16 protein-coding genes are annotated in these 17,592 nt (G+C 73.6%); 5 read left to right on the forward strand and 11 right to left on the reverse strand.

The features are described 5' to 3' along the window. Nucleotides 1-26 precede the first annotated feature (26 nt). Complete coding sequence (locus tag G443_RS13560) at nt 27-686, reverse strand: TetR/AcrR family transcriptional regulator (protein ID WP_245588676.1); 660 nt, start codon at nt 684-686, stop codon at nt 27-29. A 195-nt stretch (nt 687-881) separates the two neighbouring features. On the opposite strand from G443_RS13560, the gene G443_RS13565 reads away from it, so the two are divergent. Next, a complete protein-coding gene (locus G443_RS13565; RefSeq protein WP_026417424.1) occupies nt 882-1,940 on the forward strand; it encodes an FAD-dependent monooxygenase in 1,059 nt (352 codons plus the stop codon). 126 nt (nt 1,941-2,066) lie between these two features. Here G443_RS13565 and G443_RS13570 read toward each other — a convergent pair whose 3' ends face one another. From G443_RS13570 to G443_RS13595, 6 genes are all read right to left on the reverse strand, one after another. Next, the gene (locus G443_RS13570; protein WP_026417425.1) at nt 2,067-2,798 is read right to left on the reverse strand and encodes an ABC transporter permease; all 732 of its coding nucleotides are present in this window, start codon (nt 2,796-2,798) and stop codon (nt 2,067-2,069) included. 296 nt (nt 2,799-3,094) lie between these two features. Then, entirely contained in the window at nt 3,095-4,006 is a 912-nt protein-coding gene (locus G443_RS13575; RefSeq protein WP_026417426.1) for an ABC transporter ATP-binding protein, read from the reverse strand. 35 nt (nt 4,007-4,041) lie between these two features. Then, nucleotides 4,042-4,785 carry a hypothetical protein gene (locus tag G443_RS13580; RefSeq protein WP_026417427.1) on the reverse strand — a complete coding sequence of 248 codons (744 nt, stop codon included), beginning with the start codon at nt 4,783-4,785 and terminating at the stop codon, nt 4,042-4,044. Further along, nucleotides 4,782-5,663 carry an ATP-binding cassette domain-containing protein gene (locus G443_RS13585; RefSeq protein ID WP_026417428.1) on the reverse strand — a complete coding sequence of 294 codons (882 nt, stop codon included), beginning with the start codon at nt 5,661-5,663 and terminating at the stop codon, nt 4,782-4,784. Before G443_RS13585 ends, G443_RS13580 begins: the two co-directional genes overlap by 4 nt. Next, nucleotides 5,660-6,025, reverse strand: coding sequence for a GntR family transcriptional regulator (locus G443_RS13590; protein ID WP_026417429.1), 366 nt, complete (start codon nt 6,023-6,025; stop codon nt 5,660-5,662). Before G443_RS13590 ends, G443_RS13585 begins: the two co-directional genes overlap by 4 nt. A gap of 470 nt (nt 6,026-6,495) precedes the next feature. Beyond that, nucleotides 6,496-7,287: a TetR/AcrR family transcriptional regulator gene (locus G443_RS13595; RefSeq protein ID WP_026417430.1), complete on the reverse strand. Its 792-nt coding sequence runs from the start codon at nt 7,285-7,287 to the stop codon at nt 6,496-6,498. A 126-nt stretch (nt 7,288-7,413) separates the two neighbouring features. Here G443_RS13595 and G443_RS13600 point away from each other — a divergent pair, with 126 nt between their 5' ends. Continuing rightward, nucleotides 7,414-8,382: a daunorubicin resistance protein DrrA family ABC transporter ATP-binding protein gene (locus tag G443_RS13600; RefSeq protein WP_035273264.1), complete on the forward strand. Its 969-nt coding sequence runs from the start codon at nt 7,414-7,416 to the stop codon at nt 8,380-8,382. Next, complete coding sequence (locus tag G443_RS13605; protein ID WP_030104261.1) at nt 8,379-9,191, forward strand: ABC transporter permease; 813 nt, start codon at nt 8,379-8,381, stop codon at nt 9,189-9,191. Before G443_RS13600 ends, G443_RS13605 begins: the two co-directional genes overlap by 4 nt. A gap of 344 nt (nt 9,192-9,535) precedes the next feature. Here the strand turns inward: G443_RS13605 and G443_RS13610 are convergent, their stop codons facing one another. Continuing rightward, nucleotides 9,536-10,438, reverse strand: a complete 903-nt coding sequence (locus tag G443_RS13610; RefSeq protein ID WP_026417432.1) for a LysR family transcriptional regulator — start codon at nt 10,436-10,438, stop codon at nt 9,536-9,538. A gap of 83 nt (nt 10,439-10,521) precedes the next feature. Between G443_RS13610 and G443_RS13615 the strand changes: the two genes are divergently transcribed. Beyond that, on the forward strand, nt 10,522-11,367 hold the full coding sequence (locus tag G443_RS13615) for a PhzF family phenazine biosynthesis isomerase (RefSeq protein ID WP_026417433.1): 846 nt from the start codon (nt 10,522-10,524) through the stop codon (nt 11,365-11,367). A 527-nt stretch (nt 11,368-11,894) separates the two neighbouring features. Further along, a complete protein-coding gene (locus G443_RS13620) occupies nt 11,895-13,706 on the forward strand; it encodes a hypothetical protein (RefSeq protein ID WP_253860211.1) in 1,812 nt (603 codons plus the stop codon). 26 nt (nt 13,707-13,732) lie between these two features. Here G443_RS13620 and G443_RS13625 read toward each other — a convergent pair whose 3' ends face one another. From G443_RS13625 to G443_RS13635, 3 genes are read right to left on the reverse strand one after another with little or no spacing between them, the layout of a single operon-like run. Further along, nucleotides 13,733-14,344 carry a DUF4303 domain-containing protein gene (locus G443_RS13625; protein WP_051313344.1) on the reverse strand — a complete coding sequence of 204 codons (612 nt, stop codon included), beginning with the start codon at nt 14,342-14,344 and terminating at the stop codon, nt 13,733-13,735. Between the two features lie 54 nt (nt 14,345-14,398). Next, on the reverse strand, nt 14,399-16,522 hold the full coding sequence (locus G443_RS13630) for an iron ABC transporter permease (protein ID WP_026417435.1): 2,124 nt from the start codon (nt 16,520-16,522) through the stop codon (nt 14,399-14,401). 11 nt (nt 16,523-16,533) lie between these two features. Beyond that, on the reverse strand, nt 16,534-17,538 hold the full coding sequence (locus tag G443_RS13635) for an ABC transporter substrate-binding protein (protein WP_026417436.1): 1,005 nt from the start codon (nt 17,536-17,538) through the stop codon (nt 16,534-16,536). Between the last annotated feature and the right edge of the window lie 54 nt (nt 17,539-17,592).

Genomic DNA, 17,592 nt, shown 5'->3' on the forward strand with positions numbered 1-17,592 from the left:
CCGGCTCCCCGGGTGGCCGTGCCCGGTCACGGGGTGGACAGGATCCCGCGCAGCACCAGCTCCACCGCTTCCTCGACGTCCAGCGGGGGTTCGGGGCGGACCAGCCGCTCGGTGATGATCCCGTCGATCATGGCCAGCAACAACCGGGCGCGGCGCTCCGGGTCCGGCGCGCCGAGCCCGCGCAGCCACCGGCCGCCCAGCTCCCAGAAGAACCGGGTGCGTTCGGTGATCTCCCGTCTCACCTCGGGGCGGACCCCGGCCTCGGCGAACAGCGCCCGACGGGCGAGGGTGAGGTCACGTCCGACGCCGAGCATCTGGTCGAGGAACCCGACCAGGTAGGCGACGAGCTGGTCGGGGGTGGCCGGGGCCTGGGCTCCGGCGGCCCCCGCCACGAGTGCCTCCTCCTCGGCGAGGATGTGGTCGAGCACCCCGGCGACGAGAGCGTCGCGGGTGCGGAACAGGTTCGAGGTCGAACCGGCGGGCAGACCGGCCGCCTCGTCCACCGCGCGGTGGGTCAGCGCCCGGGGACCGCCCCCGGCCAGCAGCCGGACCGCCCCTGCCAACACCTGGTCCCGCCGGGTGGACGAGGGATCCGCCCGTCGGTGCGGCGGGGGAGGCGCCCCCCGTGCCCCGCCGTCGGGGTTCCCTGGTCGGACCGCCCTGGCCTCCGCCACCTCGCTCCTCACTCCTCCCGTGGCCTCTCGTGACGAGCCAGCGTCGCAGGCGGAGCGGGCCGCCACCGCTCCGGGTGGCCGCCACCCCGCTCGGGAAGCGGGACGTCCACGCCCGCGAGCCGCTGCGGTGTCGGTGGCCACCGGACGGTGACCGCCGCTTCCCGGATCCCCGCGCACCACTGCTCACTACAGGTGTAGTTTACGGGCATGGGAAGACGAGCTGTCGTCGTGGGCGGCGGCATCGCGGGCTTGGCCTGCGCCGCCGCGCTGGGACATCGCGGGTGGGACGTGTCGGTGTGGGAACGCGACCACGCCCACCGCCCCGAGGGCACCGCACTGGGCATGTGGCCCGCCGCGCAGCGGGCCCTGGAACGGCTGGGGGTGGTGGACGAGCTGCGGCGGGTCGCGGTCCGGCAGGGTTCGTTCGTCCTCCGTTCCTCGACCGGCAGGGTCCTGGGAGGCACCGACGCCGAACGCATGGAACGACGCGCGGGCCTGCCGACCGTGCTGGTCGCCAGGCCGACGTTGCTGGCCACCCTCAACGCGGCGGTCCCCGAGGGCATCGTCCGGTTCGGGGCCGAGATCGACGACCCGAGCGCGCTGCTCGCCGACTGCGACCTGCTCGTCGGCGCGGACGGCATCCGCGGCGTCGTCCGGCCGGCCTTCTTCGGCGACCGCACCGAGGTGCGGTACGCCGGGGGGGTCGCGTGGCGGGGCGTGGCACCCATCGAGGTCGAGGGGCACGGTGAGATCTGGGGGCGGCGGTCGCTGTTCGGCCTGACGGGCATCTCCCCGGGCAGGACGAACTGGTACGCCACCATTCGCGGCCCCGAGGACGCGCCGCCCCCGCCCGACGACCTGGCCCACGTCCGCCAGTTCTTCGGGGACTGGCCGGACCCGGTCCCCCAACTGCTGGCGGCGATGGACGGCGAGACCATCCTGCGCAACCGGCTCTACGAGCTGCGCCCACCGCTGCGGTCCTTCGTCGCCGGCCGGGTGGCGCTGGTGGGGGACGCCGCGCACGCGATGCCCCCCAACCTGGGGCAGGGCGCCTGCCAGGCCCTGGTGGACGCCGTCACGCTGGCCGACAGCGTGGGCGACGGATCGGATGTCCCGGCCGGGCTCCGCGCCTACGACCGGGCGCGCCGCCGGCCCGCGCAACGGGTGGCCGCCGGCGCGCACCTGCTGTCCCGGGTCGCCCAGGCGGACCGGCTGGCGACGCCGAGGAACGCCCTGGCACGCCTGCTCCTCCCCCGGCCACGCTGACCCCGCGGTCGGGCGCGGGATCGGGATCGGGGCCGGGGGAGGCGGGCCGGACCCGGCGCGCCCACGGCGACGCCACGGCTGGTTCCGGCCCCCGACCACCCCGGAACCAGCCGCCCGCCCACCGGATCAGGCCCAGCGGAAGAACCGGGCGGCCACCACGCTCCCGAGGACCGTCCACCCGATGAGCACCCCCACGTGCAGCGGGCTCGGCCACTCGCCCACCACCGTGGCGTCGAGGGCCTGGACCAGGGCGCCGAGCGGGACGAAGTCGCTGATGGCCCGCACCAGGTCGGGCATCGCCGGCCCGGGGGTCCAGGTCCCGGCGAAGAACGCCATCGGGAAGAACAGGGCGTTGCCCACGCCCGAGGCGACGCGGCCGTTCGAGCACAGCGCGGCCGACACCAGGCCCAGCGACATCAGGCAGCCGATTCCCAGGACGAGGACGAGGAGGTAACCGACGAGGGTCCCTGGGGCGCTCAGCCCGAACGCGAGGCCGCCGACGAGGTGGACGAGGATGATCGACACGGCCGCCGCCCCGCAGTTGACGGCGGCCTGCGCCGCCAGCACGACCGACGGCCGGGCCGGCGTCGCCGACAGCCGGCGGAGCACCCCCTGCTCCCGGTAGGTGGCCATGAAGGTGGGCAGGCTGACCAGCGCGGTCATCGCGACGCCCATGCTGATCGCGATCGGCGCGTAGATGTCGATGAGCGCGCGTCCCCCGAAGTCCTCGTCCCCCAACGGGATCAGACCGATCAGGACCATCAGCAGCGCGGGGAAGATCGGGGCGAACCCGGCCGCGACGGGATCGCGGAGGAAGAGGCGGACTTCGGTGGTGACGGTGGTCCGGACAGCGGACATGGTGGTCCCCCAGGAGAACGTGAGCGGTGGTGGCGCGGTGATCGCGCCGGACGGACGTTGGGACGAGCCGGCGGCCCGACCGCGGGCGGCGGGCGGCTGAGCGGCCGTTCGGCGGACGACCAGGATGTCGAGGCGGGAGCGGGCGACCCGCCGTTCTCCGGGGCCGGGGGCCGGTGCGCCTACCGGTCGGGTTTCCGACAGCGGGGCGGGAGGAGTTCCCGGGGGTCGGTGCTGACGACCACGGGCCGGGAGCGGGCCGGAGCGTTGGTGGCGGGAGGTGCGGAACGGGTGGTTCGTCAGGCGGCGGCGCGGTCGGCGCCGGTCAGTTCCACGAAGGCGTCGTCGAGACCGGGTTGGTTGACCCGCAGGTCGGTCACCCGGACTCCCCTGAGGTGCAGGGCCTCGTAGATCTCGGTCAGGCTGTCCTCGCCGCCGACGACGACCAGGTGCTCACCGCGCCGCTCCACCCCGCTGACCGTCGGCAGCTGGGCGACGAGGTCCTCCACCTGCTCCCCCACCGCCCGGAACCGGATGCGGTGCGGGAGCCCGGACCGGCGGACCAACCCCGCGGCGGTGTCGATGGCCACCGTCTGGCCGGCGTCGATCACGGCGAGCCGGTCGCAGAGCCGCTCGGCCTCGTCCATGAAGTGCGTGACGATCAGCAGGGTCACCCCGGAGTCCCGGATGCTCTCGATCAGCCCCCACGTGTCCCGGCGGGCCTGCGGGTCGAGTCCGGTGGTCAACTCGTCGAGAACCGCGACCTTGGGCCGACCGACGAGGGCCAGCGCCACCGAGAGGCGCTGCTTCTGGCCACCGGAGAGCTTCCCGAAGCGGGAGTTCACCTTGTCCCCGAGGCCGAGCCGGTCCACCAGGTCCCGCCAGTCGACGGGATTCGGGTAGAAGGAGCTGTAGAGGCGCATCGCCTCGGCGACGGTGATCTTGTCCGGCAACCGGCTCTCCTGGAGCTGCACGCCAACCCGCTCCCGCACGGCCTGCCGGTCCCGAGCCGGGTCGAGACCGAGGACCTTCACCGCGCCACCGTCCCGCTCGCGCAGCCCGGTCAGGCACTCCACGCTCGTGCTCTTCCCCGCCCCGTTCGGGCCGAGGATGCCGAAGATCTCCCCCTCCTCCACGCTGAACTCGACGTCGTGGACGACCGCCCGCCCGCCGTAGCTCTTGCGGAGACCCCTGATGTCGATCACCGTCATGGTTCACCCTCTCGTCTCTGTGGTTCCGGTTGGTGTCAGGAGGTCGGCCGGCGCAGCGGCATGTCCCGCATCAGCCGGTGGTTGAGCAGGAGCATCACGGCGACCGCGGCGATCCCCAGCGGGACGCTGGCCGCCGTGGGGAGTGGTTCGATGCCCAGCGCGTCGTAGGCCTGGCCGACCCAGCCGACGCCGAGCAACGCCTCGGGCAGCAGCCCGAGCAGCAGGCAGGGCAGCAGGAGTCCCAGCCCGCCCCAACCGCCGTACCTGCCGAAGACGGAGCCGATCAACCAACCCAGGACCATGAAGGCGGCCAGGGCGATGAAGTGCTCCAGGAAGACCGTGCCCACCTGGGTCGAGCCGTCGAACAGGTGCGGGGTGCGGTAGGTGATCGGGATGCCCGTCCCGTCGAGGACGAACCACTCGACGAGGAACAGGCCGGCGATCACCGCCGCGGCGACGGCAGCGCCACCGAGGGCCAGGGTGGTTCCCGCCCAGAAGAGCTGGCGGCGGGTCACTCCCATCGGCAGGTAGTGCGCGAGCAGGGTGCTGGTGACGATGAGCGCGAGCGAGCCGAGGAAGAAGCGGGGGGAGCTGTTGGCCAGGAGCTCCGCGTGGCTGGTGGATTCGTCGGTCCGCTCGCCGAGGCCCAGCTCCACGTAGGCGATGACCGTGAAGACGGCGATGGCGATCGCGAGGTAGAGGGCGCTGATCCACAGCATCGTGGGAGCGACCAGGCGGGTGACCGTGAGCGCGGGGCTACGTCGGGTCGTGGTGGTCATCGCCGGTCCTTCCGGGTGAGGTGGACGAACAGGTCCTGGAGGCGCACCGGTCCGGCCTCGACGCCGGCCGCCCTGGCACGGGAGAGGGCGTCCTCGTCGAGGTCCCCGTAGACGGTGATCGACTTGGTACCGCCGAGGACCTGCTCGTTGAGGACGGTGAGGCCGTGGCGCAGGTCGTCGACGGCCTGGGCCGGCCCGGTCAGGCTGACTCCCCGGCTCCGGAGGTCGTCGGTGTCCTCGTGCACGAGCAGTCGCCCCTCGTCGAGGATGAGGACCTCCTCGAACAACGAGTCCACCTCCTCCACGAGGTGGGAGGACATGATCACCGTGCGGGGATGGGCCATGTAGTCGGCGAGCACCTCGTCGTAGAAGGCGTAGCGGGAGGGCGCGTCCAGCCCGACGTAGGCCTCGTCGAAGATCGTGACCGGCGCCCGGGACGCCAGCCCGACGATGATGTTGAGCGCCGACCTCTTCCCCAGCGAGAGCGAGGAGATCCGCTTCCGCCGCGGGAGTTCGAAGAGGTCGACGAGGCGGTCCGCGTACTCCTGGTCCCAGCGGGGGCGCAGCGCGGCGGCGGTCCGGAGGAAGCTCCCGACCTTCCATATCTCGTCACCGGAGTCCTTGATCCGGTCCTGGACCAGGCAGACGTCCGGCATGATCCTCGGGTTCTCGAACGGGTCCTCCCCGTCCACGAGCAGGGTGCCGGCCGTGGGCTTCGCGAGGGAGGCGACCAGCGATAAGAGCGAGGTCTTCCCGGAGCCGTTGCGTCCGATGAGGCCGTAGATCCCACCTCCGGCGAGGCGGAAGTCGATCCCGCGCAGCGCGGGGGATCCCCGGTAGTCCAGCCGCAGGTCCCGGGCTTCGATCGAGTAGGTCACTTCTGGGTCCCCCTTCCGGTCTCGATGTGCCGCACCACGTCGTCGAGCGAGATGCCGAGGACCCGCGCCTCGGCCAGCATCACGTCGACGACCTCCCGGAAGAAGCGCTCCCGGCGCTGGGCCAACAGCACCGGCCTGGCCTCCCCGCTGACGAACATCCCTATTCCCCGCCTCTTGTAGAGCACGCCCTCGTCGATCAGCTGGCGGAAGGCCTTGGCCGCCGTCGCCGGGTTGATCCGGTAGAAGGCCGCGTACTGGTTGGTCGACATGACCTGCGTGTCCGCCGAGAGCTCTCCGGAGAGCACGTCGTTTTTGATCTTGTCCGCGATCTGTTGGTAGATCGGACTCCGGTCATCGAACACGTACGTCCTCCGGCGTCCTTGGGTTCGTTACTCATGTAGTGAACCACATGAGGAGTAGACACGACAAGGACGATTCCCGGCGTGCGACCGACGAAAGGGGCTCCACCACCAGGAGAAGGCCGCTGACCTGCGACGGAAGCGCGCGCACTGACCGCGAGAACCCCCGGGGCCACCATGCCGACAGGAGCCCGGACCCTCCGGGTGGGCGAGAGGTTCCCGCCACGACCGACGAACCCCCCACCGCCACGGGGGACCCAGGCAAGAACCGCCCCACGGGGACAGGGGGCGGGCCGACGCCGTCCCGGGAACCCGCGATCGAGGGCCCCGTCGGGAACGGGCGCCCCCCGCCAGCCCAGCCGGAGGAACGCACCACGTGCCGGGCGGAGCCGCGCCGGAGCCCGACCCCGGTCACGCGGACACGCGGGACCCCCCGGCGGGCGCGACCGGGTCACCGAGGTCGACGAGGCGGGTCAGACCTCCTGGTCGGAGCCGCGGCGTGTCGCGCGGACGCGCGCCTCGACACCATCGAGGATCCGGGCCAACCCGTAGTCGATGGCGCTCCCGGTGTCCTCGGGGCGCCCCTCATCACCGCCCTCGAAGACCCCGGCCGACATGAGGCGCACCAGGTTGGGGTACCGCTGGGGGTCGACGACAGCGCCCAGCGTGGCGGCGTAGTTCTGGATGTGGGCGGCGGACTCACCGGAGGGGTCGCCCGCACGGGCACTGCCCAGGTCGAGGCTGATCCGGGAGAGGTCGCGCAACGCGCCAGTCAGGAACAGCGCGGTGAGCAGGGTCTCCTCCTCGCTCAGGCCGCTGCCGCCCAGTGCGCGCAACAGCTCCTCCATCCACGCGAGCTGGTTGGGACCCATCGGCGGCGTGTTCAGCTGGGCCCGGACCAGCCACGGGTGCCGGCCGTAGAGGTCGACCAGGCCCCGGGAGACGATCTCCACCTCCTCCCGCCAGCCGCCGGGCGCGCCCGCCCCACTGGGAGGGCCGGCAGTCGCGGCGTCGACCATGAGGTCGATCAGCTGCTCCTTGCCGGAGAGGTACCGGTACAGCGACATCGTGCTGTAGCCGAGTTCGGCCGCGACCCGCTGCATCGACAGCTCGTCGAGCCCTTCGGCGTCCGCCACCGCGATGGCGGCGGCGACGATCTTCGTCAGGCTCAGCCTCGGTTTCGGCCCCCGGGACGGTCGTGCCATCTGGTCCCGCCAGAGCAGTTCCAGGCTGCTTGGCCGCGCGTCCTCGCCGTCCGCTGTCATCGCCCACCCATCACGTCGGTTGACGACGATCCTAAAACTGTGTATGAAATACACACAACAGTGTGCGACGTACACAGTTTCTCTCCGGCGGGTCACCCGCCTCCCTACACCTCACGGGGACACCACATGACCACCACCGCCTTTCCGATCCAGGCGAGCGGCCTGCGCCGCTCCCTCGGGTCGACCCAGGTGCTCGACGGCGTCGACCTCCGCGTGCCACGCGGAACGCTGCTGGCCCTGCTCGGCCCCAACGGCGCCGGGAAGACCACCACCGTCCGCATCCTCAGCACCCTGCTCCAGCCCGACTCGGGCACCGCCACCGTCAACGGCCACGACGTCGTGACGGAGGGGGCCGCCGTCCGCAGATCCATCGGCCTGACCGGTCAGTACGCGACCCTCGACGACCTGCTGACCGGGCGGGAGAACCTGGTGATGATGGGTCGCCTGCGGCACCTCGACCGTCGCGCCGCCCGCCGGGACGCCCAGAACCTGCTCGAACGCTTCGACCTGACCGAGGCCGCCGACCGACCCGTCCGCACCTACTCCGGTGGGATGCGGCGACGCCTCGACCTGGCCGCCAGCCTGCTGGGCGGTCCGCCGGTGCTCTTCCTCGACGAACCGACGACCGGGCTCGACCCGAGGAGCAGGGTGAGCCTCTGGGACACCGTCCGCGAACTGCTGGCTTCCGGGGTCACGATCCTGCTCACCACCCAGTACCTGGAGGAGGCCGACCAACTGGCGGACCGGGTCGCCCTCATCAACGGCGGGCGGATCGCAGCCGAGGGCACGTCCGACCAGCTCAAGAGGCGGATCGGCACCGCGCGTCTCGACCTGTCCTTCGCCACCGAGGCCGAACGGCACCACGCGGCGCGGCTCCTGCTCCCATCCGAGGCAGCACGGGACACCGGGGAAACCAGGCTGAGCGTCCCGGTCGACGGGGTCGACGAACTCGGCCACCTGATCGGCCGGCTGGGACACGCCGGCGTGCGAGTGGCCGACTTCGAGGTCAGCAAACCCACCCTCGACGACGTGTTCCTCTCCCTGACCGAGGACCGCGCGTCCACCGGCCCGGCCCCCGTGGAGGCACGGCGATGAGCGTTCAGACGATGCCCTGGCTCACCCCGGCCCCGCCGCTGCCCTCCCCGGTCCGCCGAGCCACCTCGGCGAGCGCCGTCCTCGTCGGGCGGGGGTTGCGGCACCTGAGGCGCAGTCCGGAACAGGTGGTCCTCGCGGTCGCCGTGCCCACCAGCATCCTGCTGATCTTCCGGTACCTCTTCGGCGGTGCGATCGACACCGGAGGCGCCTACGTCGACTACCTGATCTCCGGGGTCATCGCCATCGGCGTCGGCATCAGCGCGATGTCCACCACCAGCTCGGTCAGCCAGGACATGACGAACGGGATCGTGGACCGGTTCCGGTCGCTGCCGATGCCCGCCTCGGCGGTCCTCGTCGGCCACGTCGTGGCCACGGTGGCCCGTGCGCTGATCTCGTTGACCACCCTCATCCTGGTCGGGCTCCTGGTCGGGTTCCGCCCGTCCGCCGGCGTGCTGGAATGGCTGCTCGCGATCGGCCTGCTGGTCCTCTTCGCGCTCGGCTTCGCCTGGTTGGCGGCCCTGCTGGGGCTGCTGGCCAGCAGCGTGGACGCGGCCAGCGGCTACGGGACGATCCTGCTCTTCCTGCCCCAGGCCAGCAGCGCCTTCGTCCCCCCGGAGACCATGCCGACCGCCCTGCGGGTCTTCGTGGAGAACCAGCCGATCAGCCTCGTCATCGACGCCGTCCGGGGACTGCTGTTGGGAGTGCCCGCCGACGGGGCCGGCGTGGCCGCCGTCATCTGGTGGACCGCGATCACCGCGGTGGCCGTACCGCTGGCGGCCGTGCTCTACCGGCGACGAGCGGTCGGCTGACCGACCACCAGGCCGGACAGGACGGCGGCGGGCGAGCCCGCGCCGCGTCGTTCGTCACAGATGACTTCTCGACCCGCGAGTAACAGTGTTGTGTGACTCGCCGCGCGAGTTCGGCGCGAGCGGCCACTGACGGCAGGACGCCTCCGACACCCGGCCCAACCCGGCCGGGCCCGGCGGAAGCGGACCCGCTCTGGGGGTGTGGCCGCTCGCGCCGGACACCGCCCCCGGGCGCCCGGGGGCGGAACGCCGTGGGTGGGCGCGGACCCCGGTCCTCGCCCACGACCACGAACCCCGCCAGGTGGGACCTCCCCGACGGCGCGGACCGGGCCGGGGCACTCGCCTCCTCAGAGCCGACCGCGCGGTGGCGGGCCGACCGACCGAGCGATCGCCTCGGCCACCGCGGTGACCGCGGGGGACGCCCACCGGCGGGCACTCGTCACCAGCAGGAGCGGCACCTCCGCCAACACCGGGCCATCCACCCGCAGGAGCGTCCGCTCGGCCAGCGGCCCACCCACCGCCACCACCGGCAACACCGACAGGCCCAGCCCCGCCTCCACGCAGGACCTGGCCGCCTCGACGCTGCCGAAGTGGGTCACCCGGGGCCGCCCGCCCGTGGCAGCCCGCAGATCACGCAGGAACCGGTCGGTGTAGTGGCAGCCCTCCTCCATGAGGAAGTAGGTGTACCCGGCCAGGTCGTGCCAGGACTGGGGCCCGCTGGCCGCCGGGTGTTCCGCACCGGCCACCAGGGCCACCGGCTCCCTCCCTATCCTCGTGACGGCGTGGTCCCCGGCGACCTCCTCCTCCAGCACCAACGCGATGTCGACCCCGCCGTCGGCCCTGGACAGTTCCCGCAGCGCGGCGGCCGTGCCGAGCGGGTGCAGCCGGACCCGCAGGTCCGGGAAGCTCGTCATCAGGCCCGCGACGACAGGCGGCAGCCGGTAGGCACACACCGACTCGGTGGCACCGATGACCACCTCCCCCTCCACCACGTCCCCGCCCCGCGCCCCGAGCAGCAGCTGGTGTTCGGCGTCGAGCACCCCCCTCGCCAGCTCCGCCACCCGCCGACCCACCTGGGTCAGGCGCGCTCCGGAGGGGAGCCGGTCGAGGAGCCGGACCCCCAGCTCGGACTCCAGCGCCCTGACGTGGCTGGTCACGGTCGACTGCACCACGTGCAGTTCGAGACCGGCCCTGGTGAAGTTCCCCGTCCTGGCCACGGCCAGGAACGTCCGGAGGAGGTTCGTGTCCACCTGGCCACGGTATCGGCTTCCTCGATGAACGCCATCGGACTTCATCGTTGGACTCGATGACCGCCAGCGGGCACCGTGGGGACATGACCACCGTGCTGCGCTACGCGTCCTTCACCAGCGACCCCGCCGGCGGCAACCCGGCCGGGGTCGTGTTGGACGCCCGGGGCCTCGACGACGACACCCTGCTCGGTATCGCCGCCGACGTCGGCTACTCCGAGACCGCCTTCCTCAACCCGACCGACACCGACGGCCAGCGCTACGGCCTGCGGTTCTTCAGCCCGCTGGCCGAGGTGGCGTTCTGCGGTCACGCCACGGTCGCCGCGGCGGTGGCGCTCGCCGAGCACCACGGCCGCTCCGGGCGCCTGGTCTTCGACACCCCCGCCGGCGCGGTTCCCGTCACCACCGACGGCGGCCGTCCCGCCGCCGCCACCCTGACGAGCGTGCCCAGCCGCTCGCGTCCCGCCTCCGAGGAGGAGGTCACCGACGCGCTGGCCGCCCTCCGGTGGTCCCGCGAGGACCTCGACCCGGCCTGGCCGCCGCACGTGTCCTTCGCCGGCAACGACCACCTCATACTCGGGGCGCGCACCCGGGAACGGCTGGCCCGGCTCGACTACGACTTCGACGCGCTGGCCGAGGTGAGCCGCGAACGCGGGTGGCAGACGACCCAGTTGTTCTGGTCCCAGGACGAGGGCACCGTCCACTCCCGCAACCCCTTCCCCCTTGGCGGGGTGGTCGAGGACCCGGCCACCGGCGCCGCGGCGGCCGCCTTCGGCGGTTATCTGCGCGCCGTCGGACGAGTGCCGCGACCGCGCGGGATCCGGATCATCCAGGGGGAGGACATGGGACGCCGAGGGGAACTCCTCGTCGGCGTCGGACCGGACGACCCTCGGATCCGGGTCAGCGGTCACGCCGTCCGCATTCCGGGCTGAACCCCGGGGTGCGCGGGGATCAGGTCACCGTTGTACTCCGACCACCGCGTGACCAGGTCCGTCGTGGCCCCCGGTCGCTAGCCTTCGAGAGTGCACGCACGTGACGTCGCCCCACCCCAGCCGATCGACTGGTCCACCCTGGTCCACGCCTACGGGCCGGCTGAGGACACCCCCGGACTGATCGAACGGCTCCGGGACGACGACTGGGAGGAGGCCGCGACCGAGCTGTTCGGCTCGATCCTGCACCAGGGCGGCGTCTACCCGGCCACGATCGCCGCGCTCCCCCTGCTCGTCCACGTGGCCCTCTCCCCCGACGCCCCGGCAGGGTCGGCTCGCTGCGGCTGCTGCGCGCCTACACCGAGGCCGTCGCCACCGGGGCCGGCCGTGACTCGACCCATCTCCCGGCGGGCACGGACCTCGAGCTGTTCGACCAGCGCGCCCGGTCCGCGGCGCGGGACGCGGTCCGCGCGCTGGTCCCGATCCTGGACGACCCCGACGCCCGGATCCGGGAGGCGGCCTACGGGTGCGTGGTCCACGTCGACGACCGCGAACTGGTCGCCGAGATCGTCGGGCCGCTGCGGAGCCGGCTCGGCCACGAACGGGACGTCGGCGCGGCCAGCGCGCTGGTGGAGCCCCTGATCCGGCTGGGCGCGTTCGACGCCGAGGACTTCCGGGTGGTGGTGGCGGCCGGCGCGGACGGCGTCATCTTCGCCGCCGCGTGGTGCGCGGTGGCCACCGGCACCGATCTCCCCGGCGCCGTCGAGCACCTGGTGCGGCTGTGGCCGGGTGAGGCCGACCGGTACCCGGGAGGCGGTGCGGGACGGTCGCTCGACGCCCTGGTGCGGGCCGCCGGCCCGTCGGCCGTACCCGCGCTGCGGTCGCTCCGGGACACGGGTTCGGTCCCGGTCGCCGACCTCGCGACGGCCTGGGTCGGGGTGGCCGAGTCCTCCCGGTCGACCGCCGGAACGGCGCTGGACGCGCTGCTGGGGCTCGTCGACGAGGCCCCGCCCACCGGAGCGGCGATCGTCCTCGCCGGTGCCCTGGGCGAGCTCCGCCACGGGGCGCGGGGACGAACGCCGGAGGTCTGCGACGGCGTCGCCAGGCTCGTCGGCGCGGTCCCCGCCCCGGGCGCGGTGCCCGACCCGGACCGGGCGAGGGTGTTGGCCACCGGGGCCGCCGTCCTGTTCGGGGCACGGGACCCGAGGTGGACCACCTTCGCCGAGGCCGTGCTCCGAGCTCCCGACGAACCCCACGTCGAGGACGGCACGACCCGGGTCCCCTTCTCCCTCGTGTTCGGTGGCGCCTCCGGCCGCCGCGACCCGGCCTGGGCCCACCGGGAACTCGTGTCGCTCGCCGGCCGCGCCATCACCGCCTGGCCGGGGGCCGCGCCCCGCTGGCTGGACCTGGTGGCCGGTCTTCCCCAGTCCGACGACACGGTGCGCATCGCGCTCGCGTCGGTGGCGCTGGCGCCCTCGGGGGCCTGCCGCGTGCTGGCCAAGGCGGCCGCGCACCACTCCGCGCTGTTCACGATCGGCCTCCGCCGCCGCACGGCCAGGGCGCTGCGGTCGGTCCGGCCGGACTCCGACGCGGCCGAGGCGTGGCTCCTCACCACCTGGGCGGTACTCGACCCGCACGAACACGAGTTGACCTTCGAGGAGGCGTGGGAACTCGTCGGGGGTGACGGCAGGGCCGACGCCGAACTGCTCGCCGTCTGGGTCACGCGGTACTCGCCGGCCGTCCGGGCGGCCTGCCTCCGGCTGCTCGACGGTTCCGCGCGCACCTCCCACCAGGCCCGGGAATGCCAGCTCGTCGCGGCTCGCGCGGTGGCGGAACACGAGGACGTGGAGCGGATGTGGCCCACCCTGCTGGCGGTGGCGGACGCGGCGGGGCGCCCGTTCGCGGAGGCCGTCGCGCTCGGCAACGAGCTGGTGGGAGGGCACACCCGGTCGCGGACCGGCTGGGTGGACCTGCTCCGGGACGTCGCCGGGAACGGCCGCCCCTCGTGGTCCGGCCCTGACCACCACGCCACCGCCGTCGCGGTGCGGGCGCTGTGGGCGCTGGGAGCGATCTCCCCGGAGGACACCGTGGACTGGGGCCTCTCGGCCCTGACCGCCTCGATCTCCTCCGGCCACGGCGTGCGGGTGGCGGAGGAGATCTCCGAGCCGGTGCGGGAGGCGTCCGCCCCCCGGCCCGCGTTGCGGGCCCGGGTCGCAGCCGCCCTCGCACCGGTCCTCGAGTCCGACGCGCGGGTGCCCGGGCCAGGCGGCGGCCTCGCCGACGACGTCCGGCTGCGGGCGGCCCTGCGGGAGATCACGGGCACGCGGACCGTCCTCGACTAGGAGGGGTGCCCTCGGCGGCCGCCCGGTCAGCAGCGGCCGCCTCCCCGCTCAGCGACGTCTGAGGTGCCACCCGCTCGTCCCGACCACGACCAGGCGGGCATCGCCCGGCCCCGCGGTTCGACCTCCGGGTCGAGCGGGACGACCACCGGGGCGCGCGGGAAGTCCCGGGCGAGGCCGGCGGCCACCCGCTCGCACGCGCGGACGACCGTGTCGAGGAACCTCCGGTGCGCCGCGTGCCACCGGTCCAGGCCGCCCTGGACCGCCTCCGCCGTCACCCGCTCGCCCCACCGCAGCCAGGACCCCGGCTCCCGCCAGTCGTCGAAGCGTTGCCACGGCCAGTCGGCCGCGCTCCAGCGCAGCTCCTCCCGGGCCTCGGGGGCCTGCCGGTCCAGCCATTCCTCGCCGGCCGCGGCGAAGACGGGCAGGGAGATCGCCCCGCCCGGCTCGGCGTGGAAGCGGTGCACCGCGACGGCGTACACCCGCTCGCCGCCCGCCCCGTCCAGCGTGGCCCTGGCGAAGTCGTCCAGCTCGTCGGTGAGGCTCGCCGCGAGGGCACCCCAGTCGAGGGGACCGCCGTCGACCGGGGGTCGTGGCGGCACGTCGTCGACCTCCTCACCGGAGACCCATCCGCTCCTCACCGGCCGTTCTCCCTCGTCGCCCGTGCCCCGGCTCCCCGGCCCCCGCGCCCGCCGTCAGCCCCGCCCCCGGCCGGCCCGCATCCGCCACAGCAACCACAGGAAGTACGGGGTGCCGACGACCGCGGTCGTCAGGCCGGCCGGCAACTGCGCGGGTGCGAGCGCGGTCCGGCCGACGACGTCCGCGATCACCACCAGGGCCGCGCCGAGCAGGACGGTGAGGGGGAGCTGGTGCAGGTGGCGCTTGCCCACGAGGATCCGGGCCGCGTGCGGGGCCACCAGGCCCACGAAGGCGATCGGGCCGATCGTCGAGGTGGCCGCCCCGGTCAGGAGCACGGCGAGACCCACGTGCGTGACGCGGCTCGCGTCGAGCCGGACGCCCAGCACCCTCGGGGTGGTGTCGTCGATCTGGACGATGTCGAGATCCCGGTGCGAACGCGCGACCACCACGGCCGCCACCAGCAGCGCCACGACCATCGGCAGCAGCTCGACCGGTCTCGCGCCGAACGTCGAGCCACCCAGCCAGGTCAGGGCCTTGTTCTGGTTCCACGGGTCGGTGCGGACGAGCAGCAGGGTCGTCACCGCCGACGTGCCCGCCCAGATGGCGATGCCGACCAGCACCATCCGCCCCTGGTTGATCCCTCCCCGGGAGGACAACGCGAAGATCAGCAGACCGGCGAGCGCGCACCCGGCGAGGGAGCCGCCGAGGACGAGGACGAAGGCGGGCGCGCCCGCCGCGACGATCACGATGACGGCGCCCAGGCTGCCGGCGCTGGACACACCCAGGATCCCCGGGTCGGCGAGCGGGTTGCGGGTGACCGTCTGCACGAGGGCACCGGCGAGCCCCAGGCAGGCACCGGCGAGGAGCGCGGCCAGCACTCGCGGCACCCGGCTGTCCAGGACGATCTCCAGGATCAGCGCGGCGCGCCCGGTGGCCCAGTTCCACAGGTCGCCGAGCAGGACGGTGCTGTCGCCCAGCAGGACGCCAGCCACGACGGACCCGACCAGCACCGCACCCGCGACGGCCAGCACCGCTCCGGGGTGCCGGCGCCCGAACCCGGTGCCGCCACGCATGGTGATCAGCGTGTCGGGTTCCAGGGTGGACCTGGTCCTCGTCGCGAGGAGGATGAGCGCGACGGCGCCGATCACGCTGGTGACCACCCCGGTGGGCACCGTCACGCCGCTGACCGAACCGAAGGTGGCGCGCAGCGCGATGTCCGCGGTGAGGACCAGCGCGGTGCCGGCGAGGGCCGCCAGCGGCAACAACGTGCGGTGCCGGCGCAGGCCCGGAACCCGGGACGCGACGAGGCGCACCAGCAGCGGCGCGCAGAGACCGACGAAACCGATCGGACCGGTCACCGTGACCACGCTCGTCGCCAGCAACACGGCGAGGACCACGATCGCGGCACGGGTGCGGCCCACGTGCACGCCCAGGGACCTGGCCGCGTCGTCCCCCAGCTGGAGCAGGTCGAGGCGCCGGGCCATGAGGATGAGCGCGAGGGCCACCGGGAGCGCGAACAGCAGGACACCCCGAACCGCGCCCACCCCGTTCTGCCCGAGGGAACCAGCCCCCCAGGCGAACAGCCCCTGGGTCTCCCAGGGGAACAACAGCAGCACGGCGGAGGTGATCGAGGACAGGCCCAACGTGATCGCCGAGCCCGCGAGCACCAGCCGCACCGGGGACGCCGCCCCACCACCGGACAGCCCCATCACCACGGCGGCGGCCGCGAGCCCCCCGCAGAAGGCGACGGCGATGCTGGGGACGGCCCCCAGCTGGGCGCCGAGCACCGCGGCGAGGGTGACGGCCAGGTGGGCGCCGGCGTTGACGCCCGTGGTGTCGGGCGCGGCCAGCGGGTTGCGCGCCACCGCCTGCATGCTCGCGCCGGCGATGCCCAGCGCGCAGCCGACCAGCACGGCGGCCAGCAGGCGCGGGACGCGGGAAGCCGTGACGACCGCCGCGGCCGTGTCCAGCGACTCGCCTCCGGTGAGCACGGCCCACAGGTCCGCCACGCTCAGCGCCGCCGTGCCCTGGGTGAGGTGCACGGCGGCCGCCACGGACAGCCAGGCCAGGAGCACGAGGGTGACCAGCAGCGGGAGCCAGGGGCGACGGCGAGTGCCCTCCGCGGGTTCGGCGCTGGTCGGATCGGCTCGCCGGGCCGTCTCCGGTGGAGCGGTCGTCACGACGTGAACTCCTACTGGGTGACGAGCTGGGCGACGAGGTCGTCGCTCCAGGCGGACAGCGACTCGGGGCCGCCGTACGCCCAGACCCCCACGGCCGCGCGGTGGACGTTCCCGTCCTGGACGAAGGGCAGGTTCTCCCACACCGGGTTGCCCGCCATCGCCGTCTCGACCACGTCGTCCTCGTCGTCGTTGCCCCAGTACAGCAGCCTGGTGTCGTCCGGGAGCGCCGTCAGGCCCTCCATGTCGATGTTCGACAGGCCGAAGGCGTCGTCACCCTCGTCCTCCCAGGCCGAGGCCAGCCCCATGCGCTCGGCCACCGCCTGGACGGCGGTGCGCGGGCCGTGCATGCGGATCGTGAGGTTCGCGCCCTCCGCGTACGGGGAGGCCAGGACGACCGGGGTACCGGCGAGACCGGCCTCCTCGATCGCGGCCGCGTTCGCCTCGATCGTCTCGTCCATCTCCGCGATGACCTGCTCGGCGACGTCCTCCTTCCCGAGGAGGGTGGCCACGCTCTGGAAGTCCTCGAGGATGGAGCCGATGGGATCGGAGGCGTTCGACCCGCCGAGGAAGGCGATGGGAGCGATGCGTTCCATCTGCTCCATCGCCCCGTCGGGGATCCCGCCCTCCGGCGCGAGGATCAGGTCCGGCTCCAGCTCGGCGATGGCCTCGACGCTCGGTTCCCGTCGGACGCCCACATCGACGGGGTCACCGGTCAGGGGGACGCTGGCACCCACCCAGCTCTCGTACCCGGCGACGTCGCTGACCCCGACCGGGTCGACGCCGAGGCTGGTGACGACCTCGGTGTGCATCCACTCCAGGGTGACGACCCGGGTCGCCGGCGCCGGGAGCTCCACGGTCTCACCGAGGGCGTCGACGATGCTGACGGCCTGGTCGGACGCTCCCTCGGACGGGTCGGTCGTCGTCGTGGCCGCCTCGTGGGTGGTGCCGCACGCCGCGGTCAGCACGGCGACCGCGGTCAGGGCGAACAGGCTGGGTACTGCTCGTGAGGTTCTCATGGTTCCCTTCGCGCGCGGCGGGGTCTCGCCCCGTCAGCACGGTACGGAGGTGGT

Origin of the sequence: Actinoalloteichus caeruleus DSM 43889 (genome assembly GCF_000429185.2) — a bacterium.
GTDB classification, from domain to species: Bacteria; Actinomycetota; Actinomycetes; order Mycobacteriales; family Pseudonocardiaceae; genus Actinoalloteichus_B; species Actinoalloteichus_B caeruleus.

Coding starts and splice junctions, on each gene's coding strand:
- G443_RS13565 (WP_026417424.1), top strand. CDS start 882: ATGGGAAGACGAGCTGTCGTCGTGGGCGGCGGCATCGCGGGCTTGGCC.
- G443_RS13570 (WP_026417425.1), bottom strand. CDS start 2,798: ATGTCCGCTGTCCGGACCACCGTCACCACCGAAGTCCGCCTCTTCCTC.
- G443_RS13575 (WP_026417426.1), bottom strand. CDS start 4,006: ATGACGGTGATCGACATCAGGGGTCTCCGCAAGAGCTACGGCGGGCGG.
- G443_RS13580 (WP_026417427.1), bottom strand. CDS start 4,785: ATGACCACCACGACCCGACGTAGCCCCGCGCTCACGGTCACCCGCCTG.
- G443_RS13595 (WP_026417430.1), bottom strand. CDS start 7,287: ATGACAGCGGACGGCGAGGACGCGCGGCCAAGCAGCCTGGAACTGCTC.
- G443_RS13600 (WP_035273264.1), top strand. CDS start 7,414: ATGACCACCACCGCCTTTCCGATCCAGGCGAGCGGCCTGCGCCGCTCC.
- G443_RS13605 (WP_030104261.1), top strand. CDS start 8,379: ATGAGCGTTCAGACGATGCCCTGGCTCACCCCGGCCCCGCCGCTGCCC.
- G443_RS13615 (WP_026417433.1), top strand. CDS start 10,522: ATGACCACCGTGCTGCGCTACGCGTCCTTCACCAGCGACCCCGCCGGC.
- G443_RS13635 (WP_026417436.1), bottom strand. CDS start 17,538: ATGAGAACCTCACGAGCAGTACCCAGCCTGTTCGCCCTGACCGCGGTC.